Source organism: Hymenobacter frigidus (assembly GCF_014640435.1).
Taxonomy (GTDB): Bacteria; Bacteroidota; Bacteroidia; order Cytophagales; family Hymenobacteraceae; genus Hymenobacter; species Hymenobacter frigidus.
Genome location: NZ_BMGY01000044.1, coordinates 20,352 through 34,181, shown reverse-complemented (window position 1 = coordinate 34,181; position 13,830 = coordinate 20,352). Strand labels below are relative to the sequence as shown.

Here is a 13,830-nt window from a genome sequence, read left to right as displayed (position 1 = left end):
CTATCAAGCTGATTTTAGCTCAAAACTCACCCTCACCCCTTAATTTTTAACACAGTTCATGTTTATTACGGCTTGCTGGCATTTTGCCTGCTGCTCGGCCTCGGGCTGATGGTCCTGGCCTGGCAGCGCCCCCGCCAGCGGCAGCGCCTGGGCCGGATGCTGGCCGGCGCGGTAGCCACGGGCGCGTTGTGGCTCACGGCGTTTCCACCGCTGCGCCACCTGCCCGCCGCGCAAGCCGAAGCCATTCTGCTCACCGACAATTATTCACCCGACACCCTGCGGCAGCTAGTGCACCAGTTGGGCGCGGGCACGCCAGTCTGGGCGTATGGCAACGTAAAATTGCCTGCTAAAGCCAAACCGCTGGCGAGCCTGCTCACGCTAAAGGAGCAGCGGCCGGCCCTGCGCCGTTTGCACGTACTGGGCCGAGGCGTAGCTGCCGCCGAACTGCCCACGCTCGGCCAACTGCCGCTACGGCTGCACCCCGGCGCACCATTCGCGGGTTTCCGCGCGGCGTTCTGGCCGGCAAAACTGAGTTTGGGGGAAATTCTAAAAGTAGAAGGCTCCGTGACGGCACCCGCCGGGGCTGGCCCAGCCTGGGTGGTTCTGCGCGCCGCCGGCACCGGGAGCGACTCGGTGAAACTATCCACCGGTAGCGGGGCCTTTCGGCTGCGCTACCAGCCCAAAGCCGCCGGGCTGGCTACCTACGAGCTGCTGCTACGCCGGCCCAACCAGCCAATACGCACCGAGCCGGTTCCGGTCGAAATCACCATGTCCGCGCTACCGGCCGTGCTGCTGCTTACCGCCACGCCTTCCTTCGAATTCAAGTTCCTAAAAAACTACCTGGCCGAAGCCCATTACCCGGTGGCCCTGCGTACCAGCGTGAGCCGCGGCCTGGTCCAAACTGATTTCGTGAACCAGCCCGCCCTGGCGCTCGACCGCCTCACGCCCGCGCTGCTTGCTCGTTACCAAGTCCTCATTGCCGATGCGGCCACGCTAGCCGCCCTTACTGCTGCCGAAACCCAGGCGCTGCAAACCGCGGTCAGCGCGGGCCGCCTCGGCCTCATCACCTTGGCTGAAGCGGCGCCCCTGCCCCGCGCCGTGCTCGGCCGCGCCGATTTCACGGTTCGGGCCCGCCCTGCTGCTCCGGCCGCGCTCCCAGCCCTTAGCTGGCCCGATGCGCCCGGCGAGGCCCGCGCCCCGCTGCCGGCCCAGCTCCAGTCCCACCCCAACCTACGGCCCCTCATCACCGGGCCCAACCGGGTGCTGGTGGCCGCCAGCCGGCGGGTGGGCCTGGGCTTTGCCGTAGTTTCGGCGGTACCCGAAACGTTCCGGTGGGCCCTGCAAGGACATGCCCCAGTGTATGCCTCGTTCTGGAACCAGCTGCTAACGGCGGCTGTGCCGCCCGCCGCAGTGGCGGCTACCTGGCGCATCGGCAGTTGGCCGCATGTACTGCAGCCGCTTACGTTGCATCTGACCGCAGCTTTTCCTACCACGCCACCTACGGTAGCGGCGCTGGCGGGTGGGCCCGCCGCCCGGCTGGCCCTGCGTCAGGACACGCGCTTGCCCGAGTGGAGCACGGCGCAGTTCTGGCCCGGCGCGGCGGGTTGGCATCAGGTACGCGGACCCAAACCGGCTACCCACAATTTCTATGTGTACCCCGCGGCCGCCTGGCTGGGCCCGGAGTTAGCGGAACGTCAGCAAGCAGTAACGCAAAGAACAACGGCATTCACGGCTTCTCCAACAGCTCAAATCACCATCACGGAGCCGTGGCCGGCTAGCTGGTTTTTTGGGTTATTCTTGTTGGCTGCCGGGTATTTGTGGTTGGAAGAAAAGCTGTAGTAAGTAGTCGTGCAGAAGCAACTGTGCTGATGGCGCGGCAAATGTGACCTCACCCCCAGCCCCTCTCCCGCGGAGAGGGGTGCCAGCCGACGGTTCAAAACCGGCTCCTCTCTCCGCAGGAGAAGGGTGCCCACCCCGCACGGGTCCCGCCAACCTCACCCCCGGCCGCGCTATCTGCACGGTTAGTTTTGGCTCACTACTTAAGGCAGAAATCACGCTTGCTCAATAGCCACAAAAAAGGAGGCCCCTGCCGTAGCAGAGGCCTCCTTTTTTATAAATCGAAGTTTGACTAATTCTTCTCGACGCGGCGCACTGCCGTTACCGAGCCTTGACGAACCTCCAGCAAGTACACACCGGCCGCCAAGCTGGCGGGCAGGCGCACCACGTGGTTAGCCGCCAGCGTGGCGGGAGCCAGCACGATACGGCCGGTTAGGTCGCGCAGGGCTACCGTAGCGGTAGCAACCGACGGCAGCACCACCGTGATACGGTCAGTAGCTGGGTTCGGGAACACCGTGAGGCCGGGCAGCGCCTGGGTGGCCAGCGTGGCCGACACCAGGTTGAAGGGCGTGGCGCTGGTGGCCGTACCGCCGGGCGTTACCACCGCAATAGTGCCGCTGAGGCTGCCCGTGCCGTTAGGCACTACAAACGTGATGCTGGTAGCCGATACCACCGTATAGTTCGGCACGTTGAACGTGCCGATGCGGATGGCCGTGGCACCGAGCAGATTGGTGCCCGTGATGGTAACCGTGGTGCCGGGACCGCCCGAGGTGGGCGTGAAACTAGTGATGGTCGGCACCGGGTTGGTCAGGGTGAACGTCACAGCGTTGGAAGTGCCACCGCCGGGGGTGGGATTCACTACCGTCACGCTGTACACGCCAGCCGGAGCACCGGCTGGTACCGTACCCGTTAGCTGCGTAGCCGAAACGAACGTGCTGGGGATAGGCGCACCGTCTACGTTCACTACCGAAGCAGCGGTGAAGCCAGTACCGATGAGCGTTACGGTTGGCGAAGAACCTACTACCGCCGTGTTCGGCGTAATGCTGGTGATGGTCGGCACCGGGTTGGTGGGGGCCGTAAAGTTCGAGATGGAGATGTCATCAATGCTGATGCGCGCCGTGGTCGCCAGCGTGTTGGTGATGCGGAAACGCACGTTACCGGCCTGGTTCACCGTGAAGGTGTAAGGCGTGAGCGTGTTGGTCAGCGTGGCGGGGGCACCGGGTACGGTGGTGAAGGTTACGCCGCCATCCGTCGATTTTTCGAGGATGAACGAAGCACCCGTGTCGATGCCGTACAGCGCCGCATTCACGATGATGGTACCGGCACCAGTGGTTTTGTCGAAATCCATGCGGATGAAGCCAGCGCGGATGCGGGCCGATTTCAGGCCGTTGAACCGGTCGGAAAACGAGTTACCGAGAAGAGCGTCCGAGAACGTCCAGGTACCGCTGGCGAGCGTGACGGAAGCAGCGGCGTAGCTGGCCTTAGTGCCGGTTTCGAAGTTCTCGAAAGCACCGGCCGTGCTTGGGTTGCTCACCGTGAACGTGTTGATGTTCGACGTGCCGGCCGTGGTGGTTACGGTCACGGCGTAGCTGCCGGCCGTGGCCACGGCGCTGGCCGGAATGGTCACCACTAGCGACGTAGCCGTACTGCTGGTCTGGGCGTAGCTCGCGCCGTTGAAGTTCACCGTGGAAGCCGGCGTGAAGCCCGTGCCCGCGATGGTGATGGTCACGGCCGGGCCGCCCGCCACTTGGGCGTTGGGCGTGATGGACGTGATAGTAGGGATTGCCACCGGGGGCGATACCGTGAAGGTACCAGTGCTGGTGGCCGTGCCGCCGGGAGTGGTCACGGTAATGGTGCCACTGGTAGCGCCGGTGGGCACGTCAAACATCACCGAAGTGGCACTCATCACCATGAAGTTGGCTACGGCCAGGCCATTGAGCGTAGCACCGGTCGCACCGGTAAAGTCCGTGCCCGTGACGGTTACGGTAGTGCCAACCGGACCGCTGGTGGGCGTGAAGCTCGTGATGGTGGGAACGGGCGTCGCGGCCGTAGTTACGGTGCCGGTCACGGCCACGTTCTGAGTGGTAGCGCCGGTGCTGGCCACGGTCACGTTGCCGGCAAACGAGCCGGCCGTGGTACCAGCCAAACGTACGTACACGGGCGTGCTGGCAGCAGTACCGGCGGTCTGGACCACGGTTACCGAAGCGGCGAAACCCGTGGTCGCGCTCAGCGAAACTTCGTAGCCGGCCGGGGCCGATACGATGATGTCAGCGGTGAGAGTAGTGCCGCCCACGGTCACGGTCTGGGTAGCCGAAGGCGTGCCCACCACCGTCGAGAAAGCGGTGAGGCTGGTCGGCGTGGCGGTGATGGTAGCGGTGGGCGCGGTGCCGCAGGCGCTGGTGTTCAACGGGGCATCGGTGGCGGTGAGCACCACGGCCGTGAGGCCCGTTACAGGGTTCACGGTGTTGGCGCCGCTGGGCCAGGTGCCGTCGGCATCGGAGGCGCAGCCTACCAGCGTACCGTCAACCACCGAACGCTGCTCTACGCGGCGCACGCCGTTGGGCAGTACATTAGGAATGAGGGTATTCCAATCGCCAGCGGCGGCGGTGTAGTAGGCAGGCACGCTGGCTACGGTAGCCCCCGTGGCGGCAATGGCTTCAACTACGGTCAGGCCCAGCGGGCGGCCGGTGCCGGCCACGTTGTCGTACACGGCCACCAGGTTTTTGGGGGTGGCCGACGAGCTGCCTTTGAAGCCAGTGGCATCGTTGGCGGTGGTGCCGGTGCCGAGGGCCAGCACCGTCAGGGTCTGGTCGAGGGCCAGACGCTTTTCCACTACTGCGGGCGTGGCGTCGGGGGCGAGGGCAATGGTGGGATACACCGTATTGCCAGCGGTGAACCGGGCATTGCCGGTATTCAGAAAGCCAAACCAGCCGGTGTACGTACCGGCGGCATTGGTCGTGAACGTGCCGTAGTTGGTCGCGGTGGTGGACGTTAGGCTCGGGGTGCTGGTGTAGGCATAGGCCGATGCCGCGGGCGTGGCCCCGGGCGTAATCAGCAACGGGTTGCCGGCTCCCATGGTCGTAGTGCCCAAATCGGTGCTGATGCCCGCTTGGTTGAAGTAGCGGTACAGCGTGTTCGGCGTGAGGTTGCTCACGGTGGCCCGGAACAGCACCGGCACCCGCGTGGCCGTGCCGCTGCTGGTGTACTGTGGCACGATGACGGCCGTGAAATCGGCCTGAGTCAAGTTCTGCGCCTGCCCAAGCAGGGGCAGAAGCAGCATAAGTGTCGCCAGACAAGCCAGCAACCGCGTCGTGAAAAAGTGTTTCATACGAAGGGGAAAGAGTAAAACAGAAAGGTTTAAAAAGTGAGTTTTTGAAATAGAGCCAATCGCCCAAATACGCTTCAAATGTAGCGCCCGGCCCCCATTCAGCAGATTACGGATTATGACCTTGCCCAACGCTCGCACTCGTTCAGCTCCATCACCGATGCCGGTGCGCCCGTTATTCCCACAGCGGATAGTGTTCCAGGTGCACTTCCTGCTCGAAAAATATCCGGGTGCTTTCCTCAAATGAGCGGGTGAAATCGGACACGTAGAAATGGTGTGCCGGCGGCTTGGCCGAGGCGGGAGCCAGCAGCTGGTGGGCTGCCAGGTAGGCTTCGGCATCGGCGGCCACCACGTCGGAGGCATCGAGCACATCGACCTGACCAGCGTAGAAGCGGGCAATCTGCTCCTTGATGAGCGGGTAGTGCGTGCAAGCCAGTACCAAGGCGTCGATATCGGCCAGGACGGCGTTGCTCAGGTAAGCCCCAATAATATCGTCGCTGATGGAATTCTTGAAGAAACCTTCCTCAATCATGGGCACCAGCAGCGGGGTGGCCAACGAGTGCAAATCCACGCCCGCGTCCAGGTCGTCGACTTTTTTCTTGTACACGTTTGAATTCACCGTTTGCTTGGTGCCGATGAGGCCCACGCGGCGGCCCGCATACGCCCGGCCCAGGTGCGCCACAATGGGGTCAATCACGTTCAGCACCCGCGCTTTGCTGCCCACGTACTCGCGCACCAGTTCGTAGGCGGCGGCCGAGGCCGAATTGCAGGCAATCATAATCAACTTACAATTCTGGCGCAGCAGCAAGTCGCAAATCTTGACGGAATAGGCTTGGATGGCGGCCGCGCTTTTTTCACCGTAGGGCAAATGGGCCGTGTCGCCGAAGTATACGATGCGCTCGTGGGGCAAGCGCCGGGCCACGGCCCGCGCCACCGTGAGGCCGCCAATGCCGGAGTCGAACATACCAATGGGCCGGGTGGCCAGGGCCGCGGCCGCAGCAGCGGCCTCGGAAGCAACAGCAGTAGTCATGCGGCAAAGGTATGCCGGGTGTGAGTCTGCCGTTTACATATTCAATTTCTTGTTTCCTACAAACCCTCGCTATATTTCCACCCCCACCAAGCTCACTCACCGCCCATGAGCACTATTCTATCTGAAATTGACCAGGCGCTGGCCACTCATGATGCCAGCCGGGGACGCCCCGTGGCCATCTACCTCGGCGAGCGCAAGCTCACCCAGCTCACCCTCGACGCCGCCCGCGATGCCCTGCCCGACCTTGGCACCGATGACGGCCGCCCGCGCACCTACCGCAACCTGGAGCTGCTGCGCGACGAGGTGAACGTGGACGTGGTGCGCGTGATATAGGGCCGGCCGCTTATTTCAGCAACGGCTGCAGCACCGCCCACACCGTGCGGGCCACAATGCGGTGCCCCGTTGGCGTGGGATGAATGCCATCGGGTTGGTTCAGTGCCCGGTCGCCGCCCACGCCTTCGAGCAGGAAGGGAATCAGCACCAGCTTGTTTTTAGTGGCGATTTCCTGGTAGAGGGCTTTGAAATCGGTGGCGTAGGCCTGGCCGAGATTGGGCGGAATCTGCATGCCGGCCAGCACGATTTGCGCGCCGGGGCTGCGCCGCCGCACCGTATCAATAATGCCTTGCAGGTTTGCGCGGGTGGCCGAGAGCGGCAGGCCGCGCAGGCCATCGTTGCCGCCCAGCTCCAGCACGAATACGTCCACTGGCTGGCGCAATATCCAGCCCACGCGGCTGCGGCCGCCAGCCGTGGTTTCGCCGCTCAAGCCGGCATTTACTACTTCATAGCCTAATTTGAGGGAGTCGATTTTATCGCCTACCAGCGCGGGAAAGGCTTGTTCGGGCTCCACACCGTAGCCGGCCGTGAGGCTGTTGCCGAAGAACAGCAGGCGCTTGGCGGCCGTGGCGGGCGTAGCGGCCGGGGCCGCAGCGGTGGCGGCACCGGGTACTTGCTCGGCCGTGGGGCTGGAGTTGCAGGCGGTGAGACTCAGGGCCAGCAGGGCAGCGAGCGGGAAATGGCGGAATTTCATAGGCAGCGTTTTGAGCACGAAACCGTAAAGCCGGAAAACATGCCGGGGGTTTCAACGTCTTTGGTAACGAACGAGCGGCGGCGCGGTTGTGAAGCGACTGGCTGTGGAGACGCATTCCTGCGTCTCGTCGTCCTCGCCCACGCCCGTCATCGTTCAACGGTGAGCCGCAAATATGCGTCTCTACCCAATATTGCCTTCCCGCATGAGCATTCTCCGCGTCGATAACCTCACCAAAACCTACGCCAGCGCCGGCCACGCCCTCACGGTGCTGCACGCCGTGAGCTTCGAGCTGGCCGCCGGCGACACCTTCGCCATCGTTGGCCCCTCGGGCTCGGGCAAAACCACGCTGCTGGGCCTCTGCGCCGGATTGGACCGTGCCACCTCGGGCAGCGTCTGGCTCAATAACATTCAGCTCGACAACCTGAGCGAGGACGAGCGCGCCGCCGTGCGCAACCAGCATGTCGGCTTCATCTTCCAGAACTTTCAGCTCCTGCCCACCCTCACGGCCCTCGAAAACGTGCTGGTGCCGCTGGAGCTGCGCGGCCAGCGTGGCGCGGCGAAAACGGCCCTGGCCCTGCTCGACCGCGTAGGCCTGGCCGACCGCGCCCACCACTACCCCGCCCAACTCTCGGGCGGCGAGCAGCAGCGCGTGAGTCTGGCCCGCGCCTTCGCCAACCGCCCGGCCGTGCTCTTTGCCGACGAGCCCACCGGCAACCTCGACCCCGATACCAGCGAACGGGTAGTGAACCTGCTCTTTGAGCTGAACCGCGAAGCCGGCACCACCCTAGTGCTGGTGACCCACGATTTGGAGCTGGCCGCCAAAACCCAGCGGACCCTGCGGCTGCGCGGCGGCAAGGTGGTGGAACCAGCAGTGATGGCGGAAAAACGGTGAGTTCCCCAGAACGTCATGCTCATCTGGCGTCCGCTTGTCGAAGCATGACGTTCTTTTAAATGAAGCTGTTTAGGAATCCAAAAGAACTAAGTGACCGTCATGCCGAGCGCAGCCGAGGCATCTCGGTCGGGCCGTCCGGGCCGTTCAACGAAGCGAGCGAGATACCTCGGCTGCGCTCGGCATGACCGACTGACAAATTATTAAACAGCTTCAATTTATCTACCAGACCACAAATTAATGACTAATACATCCTGGCTCTTCCGCATGGCGTGGCGCGACTCGCGCCGCAGCCGGGCGCGGCTGCTGCTGTTCATGGCCAGCATTATCCTGGGCATCGCGGCGCTGGTGGGCATCAATTCCTTTGGCGACAACCTGGCCCGCAGTATCAGCGAGCAGGCGCGGGAGCTGCTGGGAGCCGACCTGGTGCTGAGCGCCAACCAGCCCTTCGAACCTAAGCTGGAGCCCGCGCTAAGCAAGCTCGGAGCCGCCCGAACGCGGGAAGTTTCCTTTGCCTCGCTGGTGCAGTTCCGGCCGGGCAAGGGCACGCGGCTGGCCCAGGTGCGAGCGCGGGATGGGGGCTTTTTCTACGGCGATTGGGACACGGAGCCCAAAGCCGCCGCCCAACGCTTCGCCGACACGACCGCCGCTCCCGGCGCGTTGGTTGACGATGTATTACTGGTGCAGTTCGGAGCCAAAATCGGCGATTCGGTGCAGGTAGGACAAGTCACGCTGCCCATCATCGGGCGGGTGCTGAAGACGCCGGGGCAGTCCGGCATCACCACGGCGGTCGCGCCCACCGTGTTTCTGCCGCTGGCCCAGGTCACGGCCACCGGCCTGGTGCAGCGCGGCAGCCGGGTGAAGTACACCCGCAGCTACCGCTTCGCGCCGGGTACCGACGTTGCCGCCCTCCTCAAAACCCTGCAAGCCCGCCTCGACGCGGCCGATATCGACACCGATACCGTGGCCAGCCGCCAACAGCAAACCGGCCGCGCCTTCGCCGACCTCACCCGCTACCTGAGCCTGGTGGCTTTTGTGGCGCTGCTGCTCGGCTGCGTGGGCGTGGCCAGCGCCGTGAATCTCTACGTGCGCGAAAAGCTGGCGGCCGTGGCGGTGTTGCGCTGCCTGGGGGCCAGCGGCCGGCAGGCGCTACTTATTTATTTGATTCAAACGGCCGGCCTCGGGCTGGTGGGCGCGGTGCTGGGCGCGGGCCTGGGGGCGGCCGTGCAGGGCTTGCTGCCGCGGGTGCTGGGCGATTTTTTGCCGGTTGATATTACCGTGAGTGTGTCGTGGCCTGCCATTGCCACGGGGCTGGTCACGGGGCTGCTAATGGCGGTGCTTTTTGCGCTGCTGCCGCTGCTGAGCATCCGGCGCGTGTCGCCGCTGCGGGTGCTGCGCACGGCATTTGAGGACGATACCGCCGCCCCCGACCCGCTGCGGGGCCTCGTTATTGGCGTTATCAGCGTGTTTATTCTGGTCTTCGCCTACGGGCAAACGCGCGACTGGAAGCTGACCCTGGGCTTTGGGGCGGGGCTGCTGGCCGCCTTCGCGGCGCTGGCCGGGCTGGGCCGCCTGCTGATGGGAGCGGTGCGGCGTTTCTTCCCGGCCGGCTGGGGCTACGTGTGGCGGCAGGGTTTGGCGAATCTGTATCGGCCCCAAAACCAGACCCTGACCCTGGTGACGTCCATCGGGCTGGGCACGTTTTTGCTGGCCACGCTTTTCCTCACCCAAGCCATGCTGCTGGGCCGGGTGCAGATTGCCGGGCAGAAATCGGCGGCCAACCTGGTGCTGTTCGATATTCAGCCCGAGCAGCGGGCCGGCGTCGAAGCATTGCTGACGGCCCAAAAGCTGCCCGTGCTCCAGCGCGTACCCATAGTGACCATGCGCCTGACGGCCATCAACCGCCGCCCGGTATCGGTTCTGAAAAAAGATACCGCCAACGGCATCCCCGCCTGGGCCCTCACCCGCGAGTACCGCGTGACGTATCGCGACTCGCTGAATTCGTCCGAAAAGCTGACCTCCGGTACCCGCCCTACCTTGGGTGCCGATGGCGTGCCGCGCATCTCGGTTGAAACCGGCTATCTGGAGCGCGTCAAGCTCAAGCTCGGCGACACACTCGATTTCAACGTGCAGGGCGCGCCCCTGCGCACCATCATCGGCGGCACGCGGGAAATAGACCGCAGCCGGGTGCAGCCGAGTTTCCTGGTGATATTTCCGGTCGGGGTGCTCGAAACGGCCCCGCAGTTCCAGGTGGTGCTCACGCGCACGGGTAGCACGGCCGCACTGGCCGCCGTGCAGCAGGCGCTGGTACGCCAGTTCCCAAACGTGTCGGCCATCGACCTGGGCCTTATTCTGCGAACCCTCGACGACATCGTGGACAAAATCTCCTTCGTAATTCGCTTCATGGCCGGGTTCAGCATCCTCACCGGGCTGTTGGTGCTGAGCAGCTCGGTGGTCATCAGCCGCTACCAGCGGGTGCGCGAAAGCGTGCTGCTGCGCACGCTGGGGGCCAGCCGGGCCCAGATTCTGCGCATCACGCTGGTGGAGTACGGCCTGCTGGGGCTGCTGGCGGCGCTGGCCGGCATCGGGCTGGCCGTGCTGGCGGCCTGGGCGCTGGCCGTATTCGTGTTCGAAGCCAGCTTCGGGCCGGCTGTTCTGCCGCTGCTGGGCCTGGCGGCACTGGTCACGGCGCTCACGGCGGGCATCGGCCTGCTCAATAGCCGCGACGTGCTACGCCGCTCACCGCTGGAAGTATTGCGGGCCGAAGGGTGAGGGTGAGCGGCGGTGTACCTTTCCTCTTTGGCTTTTTCGCTAATTATTTTGGCGACGCATTAGCAAATGCCCGCTCCTTATTTGCGCAATTTGATGAACCCAAACTTTTCCATTGAGCAGAAGCTCGTGTTGCGGGCGTTGGCGCTGGGTGCCGTATTTTTCTGTTTCAGCACAGTACTAGCATTGGCCCAACGAGCAGCACCGCCCTCTAACCCGGCCGCTAGTGTCGGGGATATTGCCTTTGACCCTGCCACCGACCGCTCCAGCTTCCAGCGCTGTGGCGAGGGCCAGTACGACGTGCCGCAGTACTACCAAAGCCAAACGGCTTACACGGGCGGAACCCAAGCGCTGCGGCAGCAATTTGTGCGAGCCGCCATGCCCCGCAGCACCGGCGCACAGAATGGCTACGTCACCATTCGGTTCCTCATCAACTGCCACGGCGAAACCGACCGGTTTCGGGTTACGCAAATTGATGCCGCTTACCAGCCGGCGCGCTTCGGCCCGGCGCTGGTGGCGGCGCTGCTTGGCCGCGCCAAAGCCCTACGCGCCTGGGTACCCGGCAAATTTACCGGGCCCGATGCCCACCACGGCGAAGCGCTGGACAGCTATTATTACCTCTTACTCAAAATCAGCCACGGCCGCGTGGTGGACGTGCTCCCATGAGAAGCTTACTTGCCGCCGCCGCCGGCCTCTTGTTGTCCCTGCCGGACCACGCCCAGGACGTGAACTGCACCATCTACCCTGCCGGCACCTCTTGCCGACTAGCCTGTGACTTGTACCAGTCGCCCGCCCGGGAGGCCACCGCCCAGGGCAGTGCCCGGTCGCAGCAGTACTTCGACGAGATGCTGGCGCTGTGCCCGACGTTTGCGCCCGCCTGGCGCGAAAAAGCCGTGCCCTACCTGAAAAGGGGCGAATTTGGCACTTGGAAACGCCTCATCGACCACGCCGTGCAGCTCCAGCCCGCGCAACACCTGGGCTACCGGGGCTGGTGCCGCTTCGAGTTTCTGCACGACTACGCCGGAGCCCAAGCCGACCTGACCCGACTCATGGCCCTGACCCGCAGCAACCCCGGCTTCAGCGCCAACGGCGACTACGACCTACGCATCGTGCTGGCGCTCTGCAAGCGCGAACAAGGCGACCCGACCGGGGCGTTGGCCGTGTTCGACCAGTGCATCGCAGCCAACGAAGCGCAGCAGCGCGTTGGCCTCTACGACTACCTGCACCGGGGCGTGACCCGACTTCGGCAAGGCGACAACGCGGGTGCCTTATTGGATTTGCAGCGCCAGCAGCAGCAAATTAAGCGGCTGGCAGACACCGAGTACTACCTCGGCCTGGTCTATCAGAAACAGAAAAAAACAGCGCTGGCCCGTCAACGTTTCGTACTGGCTAAAACCCTGTTTCAGCAAGGACACTACCGCCACAACGACTACTGCGAAACCCTGGACAAAGTATACCTCGTCGATATCCAAACGGCGCTGTCAAGCTTGAAATAAACCATGCCACGGCGAGCAGGTAGCCGGCATCGGGCTGCGCAACAGCCGCGACGCGCTGCGCCGCTCGCCGGTGGAGGTGCTACGGACCACGAGCTAAAAGGCGCTACGGAGGCTTACAGGTGAGTTAGTTAAAAATAAATAATAAAATTCGCAGAATATTTGTTATTTATTCATACATTTCAGCATGAATACAGCTTTCGAACAGGCGTACCAAGCGTACGTTGTGCGCAAACAGGCCGAGCGCCAGGCCCACATGCTGCAGCTGCGGCAGGAACTCATCAACTCGCGTTCAACAGCACCACTGGGTTCTGCCAGCCGCATTGCCTCCAATCCGCACCGGGGACGGCATGCCGCCGGTTAATCGCCTTCGATTGCCCAATTGCGACTGTGATGGACGGGGCTCCGCTAAGTGCATTTGCGCTGACCGTGCCTGCGTAGCCTATTACGCTTGGCCTGGTTATTCGGGTCTGCTTGCTTAATCAATACGCTAAATATCAGCTATATGTAGCCTGACTTGGCGTAGCTGGTTTTGTACCCGTAGTTTTTGGCCAGGCGGCAGTTGGGGCCGGCCCAGGCGACGCGCCGTTTGACCGCCCAGCGTTTAGCGTGGATGAAAAAGCGTCCCTTGTCGGCCACTACTCCGCTGGGCATCTCGGCCCGCACGCTCCGCCGGGCCAAGTGTTGGCGGTAGCGCCAGCCAGGAGAACCGGCCACGAACACCGTTGATAGCCGGTCCGGTAACTCGTTTCCCAGCGCCGGGGCGTCTCACATCCGCGCCGTCATAGCTCCGTCGGGGCAATTAGCCGTTCCCACGCCACTGGCCAGCCAGTTGCTCTGCGTGTCAATTAAAAAAAATGCTAGCGGCCCTTGCGGCGCTTGCCCGCCTGGTAGCCCACGCGGGCCGGGCTGGTGGCCGTTTTTTTTTGCTTTGCGTCTCGCGGACAGCCGCCGTGGGCTGCGCGTTTTTTTCTCGCGTTCGCGGGCCCCGATAGTCAAGCATCCATTGAACTGAACCCGGCTGCAATCGGCTGTCCACTTGGTGAAATGGAAGTGCCCCGTGGGCCCGGGCGGCCAGTCAGCGAGCTCAGGGCGAATCTGTGGCCCGCGCCATTGCCAGGGCTACGGCCGCCGGGGCGTAATCAGTTATCGGTGGCGACGACCCGGCCGTAGCCGTGCGGCAAATGGGTTTCGGCGAGCAAATGAGCTGCATCGGCGGCGGCGGTACTCTGCTTGAACACATAGAGGGCAAGGAGCTGCCCGGCGTGGCGGCCCTGAGACAGGAGCAACTGTTACACGCCAAAGAGTCCCGGCTGCTTGCGCGGCCGGGACTCTTTGGCATATACCGCATTTAGGGTAGAGCGCGGAATAGGGCGTATGGTAGCTGAGGGGGAACTTTGACAGCGGTTAAATATGGCCTTGCCTGCCGCTAAGAGCCTGCAGAAGTTGGATTTCAGGTAC

At 63.6% G+C, this 13,830-nt stretch carries 12 protein-coding genes; 7 read left to right on the top strand and 5 right to left on the bottom strand.

From position 1 onward, the window contains the following. The first annotated feature begins 72 nt into the window (after window positions 1-72). Window positions 73-1,839 (top strand): hypothetical protein, encoded by a 1,767-nt coding sequence (locus IEW17_RS17255; RefSeq protein WP_188563304.1) that lies wholly within the window; start codon window positions 73-75, stop codon window positions 1,837-1,839. A 289-nt stretch (window positions 1,840-2,128) separates the two neighbouring features. Here IEW17_RS17255 and IEW17_RS17250 read toward each other — a convergent pair whose 3' ends face one another. Continuing rightward, entirely contained in the window at window positions 2,129-5,164 is a 3,036-nt protein-coding gene (locus IEW17_RS17250) for a beta strand repeat-containing protein (protein WP_229749092.1), read from the bottom strand. Between the two features lie 172 nt (window positions 5,165-5,336). Next, window positions 5,337-6,191 carry a glutamate racemase gene (gene murI / locus IEW17_RS17245; RefSeq protein ID WP_188563302.1) on the bottom strand — a complete coding sequence of 285 codons (855 nt, stop codon included), beginning with the start codon at window positions 6,189-6,191 and terminating at the stop codon, window positions 5,337-5,339. Window positions 6,192-6,296: 105 nt separating this feature from the next. On the opposite strand from murI, the gene IEW17_RS17240 reads away from it, so the two are divergent. Further along, window positions 6,297-6,524 carry a hypothetical protein gene (locus IEW17_RS17240; protein ID WP_188563301.1) on the top strand — a complete coding sequence of 76 codons (228 nt, stop codon included), beginning with the start codon at window positions 6,297-6,299 and terminating at the stop codon, window positions 6,522-6,524. A 10-nt stretch (window positions 6,525-6,534) separates the two neighbouring features. Here the strand turns inward: IEW17_RS17240 and IEW17_RS17235 are convergent, their stop codons facing one another. Further along, complete coding sequence (locus IEW17_RS17235; RefSeq protein ID WP_188563300.1) at window positions 6,535-7,218, bottom strand: arylesterase; 684 nt, start codon at window positions 7,216-7,218, stop codon at window positions 6,535-6,537. Between the two features lie 202 nt (window positions 7,219-7,420). Between IEW17_RS17235 and IEW17_RS17230 the strand changes: the two genes are divergently transcribed. The 5 genes from IEW17_RS17230 to IEW17_RS17210 all read left to right on the top strand — a co-directional run bounded on the left by IEW17_RS17230 (window position 7,421) and on the right by IEW17_RS17210 (window position 12,733). Further along, complete coding sequence (locus IEW17_RS17230; RefSeq protein ID WP_188563299.1) at window positions 7,421-8,110, top strand: ABC transporter ATP-binding protein; 690 nt, start codon at window positions 7,421-7,423, stop codon at window positions 8,108-8,110. A 237-nt stretch (window positions 8,111-8,347) separates the two neighbouring features. Further along, window positions 8,348-10,879, top strand: coding sequence for an ABC transporter permease (locus IEW17_RS17225; protein WP_229749091.1), 2,532 nt, complete (start codon window positions 8,348-8,350; stop codon window positions 10,877-10,879). Between the two features lie 93 nt (window positions 10,880-10,972). Continuing rightward, a complete protein-coding gene (locus IEW17_RS17220; protein ID WP_188563298.1) occupies window positions 10,973-11,542 on the top strand; it encodes a hypothetical protein in 570 nt (189 codons plus the stop codon). Then, the gene (locus tag IEW17_RS17215) at window positions 11,539-12,372 is read left to right on the top strand and encodes a tetratricopeptide repeat protein (RefSeq protein WP_188563297.1); all 834 of its coding nucleotides are present in this window, start codon (window positions 11,539-11,541) and stop codon (window positions 12,370-12,372) included. Before IEW17_RS17220 ends, IEW17_RS17215 begins: the two co-directional genes overlap by 4 nt. Before the next feature lie 184 nt (window positions 12,373-12,556). After that, window positions 12,557-12,733, top strand: a complete 177-nt coding sequence (locus IEW17_RS17210; protein WP_188563296.1) for a hypothetical protein — start codon at window positions 12,557-12,559, stop codon at window positions 12,731-12,733. 137 nt (window positions 12,734-12,870) lie between these two features. Here the strand turns inward: IEW17_RS17210 and IEW17_RS17205 are convergent, their stop codons facing one another. Together IEW17_RS17205 and IEW17_RS21375 are read right to left on the bottom strand one after the other, a co-directional pair. Beyond that, on the bottom strand, window positions 12,871-13,086 hold the full coding sequence (locus IEW17_RS17205) for a hypothetical protein (protein WP_188563295.1): 216 nt from the start codon (window positions 13,084-13,086) through the stop codon (window positions 12,871-12,873). A gap of 425 nt (window positions 13,087-13,511) precedes the next feature. Further along, the gene (locus tag IEW17_RS21375) at window positions 13,512-13,658 is read right to left on the bottom strand and encodes a hypothetical protein (RefSeq protein ID WP_188563294.1); all 147 of its coding nucleotides are present in this window, start codon (window positions 13,656-13,658) and stop codon (window positions 13,512-13,514) included. Window positions 13,659-13,830: the final 172 nt, after the last annotated feature.